Source organism: Bacillota bacterium (assembly GCA_040754675.1).
Taxonomy (GTDB): Bacteria; Bacillota; Limnochordia; order Limnochordales; family Geochordaceae; genus Geochorda.
Genome location: JBFMCJ010000506.1, coordinates 1 through 2,898 on the forward strand (window position 1 = coordinate 1; position 2,898 = coordinate 2,898).

Genomic DNA, 2,898 nt, shown 5'->3' on the forward strand with positions numbered 1-2,898 from the left:
GGTCGGCATGGATCGTACGCGGCGGTCGGCTTCCCTCGGAATCGGTGGTCGGCATCCTTCGTAACCGGTGGTCGACATGGATCGTACGGGGTGGTCGGCATGGATCGTATTCGGTGGTCGATTTGCCTCGTACTCTGCACCTGCTCGTTCCACGTCTTGTCGGCGAGGTTGCCGTCGTGGACGGTGGCGGCCACGGGAAAGCCCTCCGCGTTGGTCACCAGGCCGAAGAGGAACTGCTTGAGATCGGGTCGATGCTCTTTGCTGTTGCCGTAGGTGATGTGCAGCGGCTGGGTGGGGTAGCTCTCGTAGGCGCCGTAGACCGACCGGGACGTGGTATCGGCGTGCAGGGTCTTCACCGGGATGCGATCCCGCAGGACCGCCTGGAGGGCCAGTTGAGTAAAAAGCGTCCGGGGCTCCGCCTCCGCCAGGGCGTCCAGCGCTCTTGCCAGGGCGTCGTCGTTGAAGTCCTGCGCCGAGACGCTGGGGCCAAACAACCGCGTCACATCCTGCCCTGCGTAGAACTCCTCGACCTGGTAGAGCGGGGTGCGGTGCACCAGCGCATTGACGATCATGGCGACGATGCGCGTCCCCGGCGAGAGCTTGCACTGCTGCTCGTCCCAGCGGACCCGCTCGTCGATGACTGGCGCCACCCCCAACTCGTCGCAGATCGCCTTGATGAGCGCCGAAGCGCCCGGCATGATGGCCCGCAGGTCCTCGATGGCCATGGCCCTTCCCCCCGCCCGCTTTCTGGGAGGGAAAGTATGTCAAAACCTGGGAGGTCCCTGCTCCGGTCCGGGGCTCTATCCGTGGAAAATCATACCAGCCAGCAGGAGGCTCTATCCGGCCGGTGAATGAAAACCTTTTTACCCCTCCGTCGGGGGTGCGGAAAGTGAGCTCAAGCGCACCCGAAGCGGTCGGCATCGCTACGTCCAACTGGAGTTTGACACCTCAGTTTGCGATTTGCCCGTAACGACAAGGTTTGCGGAAGGCGCGCGAGGGACGTACCACTACACGACCTGGGTGGGCGGCAGCTCTTCAACGCGGTTAGGCGGCCGGATGCCCAGGGTCCGGAAGACGGCCGGGGCGGTGCCCTCCAGCTCCGTTCGCAGCAGGTAGCGCTTCTCCTTGATCTGCAGCGGCACCGCCTTCAGCTTCTCCAGGTCCGCCAGCGCCTGGCGGTAGGAGACCGCATCCCCCAGCTTGTGGCGCAGGTACGACTCCAGGACGAAGGCCAGGAAGCACACGGCCACGTGACCCCGCACGTGCTCGTCGGTCCACACGTAGACCGGCCGGATCTCCAAGGAGCTTTTCAGGTCCCGGAAGGCCCGCTCCACCCGCCACAACGTCTTATACGACTGGGCCACCTCGGCCGCATCGCGCTGGGTGTTGGTCAGCACCACGAACTTCCCGTCGTAGCGGGCATCCGCCTCAATGGCCGCTTCGCTGAGCTCGATGGCGTCCCGGTGGACCTTCAGGTAGCGCCGGTAGCGGCTGTGGCGGATGAGATCGCCCGGGCTCCCCTCCTTCAGCGCCTGGCGCAGGCGAGCCACCACTTCTTCGCGGACCTGCCGGTCGTGCTCGGCCGCCTCAGGGTTATACGTGAGGATGTAGCGGCGGCCCTGACGGAGCACCTCTTTGACCCTCAGCGTCGGGCTCACCACTCGATAGCGCCCGGGGCAGCCGACGACCTCGTCCCACACCACCCGGACCCGCCGCATGCGCATCCCCACGATGTACTCAAAGCCCGCCTTCTCCAGCGCCTCCAGGGTCCGCCTCCCGACCGCACCTCGATCGGCCACGAAAATGACCTTCTGGAAGGCAAACCGGTGCTTCAGCTGCCCGATGATGGAAAGCGTTGCCGTCACGTCGTTGAGGTGGCCGGGGTAGACCGCATGGGCTAAAGGCCACCCATCCCGGGTCAGCAGCACTCCTACGACCATCTGCCGGCGGTCGGTGCGCTTGTCCTTGGCGTTGCCGAACTGGGCCAGCTTCTCCGGGCCCCGGCCTTCGAAGCGCACCGTAGTCGTATCCCACAGCACCAGCTCGAGGTCCTGGTTGAAGAGGTCCGTAAACCGAGCGAACAGAAAGTCCTCCACCCGGTGGGCAAAGCGGTAGACATAGGTGAGCGCCCGGTAGAAGTGGTGGAGCTTGAGGCGGTCGAATCGGGGCTCCCAGACAGTGGGCAGCCACTCGTCCACCAGGCTCTTACGGGAAGCGGGGTCCATGAGCCGGTTGAGCACCATGGCCAAGACAGCCTCAGGCAGGTCGAACTCGACCTTCGTCTCCTCCCAAAGCCACTCCCGAAGCCGGGCCAAGCCCAGCTCCTCCCACAGCCGCCGGAAGACCAGCACCGGCCCCCAGGTCAGCCCGCCTTCGCCCTTCAGGTCCTTCTGGACGTTGAGCACGGTGAGCTTATCAGCGAACTGGCTGAGGGCCTCCAGGATGGCATCGACCCGGGCCCGGCCCTCGGGCCGGTCCCAGCGGCCGATGGTGGCGATGACCCGCTGGCGAGGCTTGCCATCCACCCGGATGGCCTCGATGACCTGCAGGTACTGGCGCACCGACCCGTCCTTGTTGCGCTGCTGGTTGTTCCGGACAAACATGACACTTCCATGCTAGGCCATCCACGCCGCTCGTGTCAATACCTGTTCGCCCAATCAAGGCTCAGACGTAGCATTACACTCGCGGCGTTTATCCGGAGGGGCTGCGCGTCATGACGGGCTTTGAGCGCATTGGGGCACCCGAAAAAGGGCCGCAAGTGTAAAACTCCAGTCCAACTGGTGGAGGCGTACCGCGAAGGCGGGCGCACCCGCCAGCGCGTCATCGCCAGCCTGGGCCGGGAAGACCAGCTCGACCGGGAGAAGCTGCACCGCCTGGCCCGCCAACTGGTGGCCTGGG

The 2,898-nt window shown here is 65.3% G+C and carries 2 protein-coding genes; both read right to left on the reverse strand.

Translation table 11 applies throughout. The annotated features are described in order from the left end of the window. Positions 1 to 725 (reverse strand): IS1634 family transposase (locus AB1609_19865; protein ID MEW6048700.1); only part of this gene is annotated, 725 nt, incomplete at its 3' end. Between the two features lie 282 nt (positions 726 to 1,007). Beyond that, positions 1,008 to 2,603, reverse strand: coding sequence for an IS1634 family transposase (locus AB1609_19870; GenBank protein ID MEW6048701.1), 1,596 nt, complete (start codon positions 2,601 to 2,603; stop codon positions 1,008 to 1,010). Positions 2,604 to 2,898: the final 295 nt, after the last annotated feature.

Coding starts and splice junctions, on each gene's coding strand:
- AB1609_19870 (MEW6048701.1), bottom strand. CDS start 2,603: ATGTTTGTCCGGAACAACCAGCAGCGCAACAAGGACGGGTCGGTGCGC.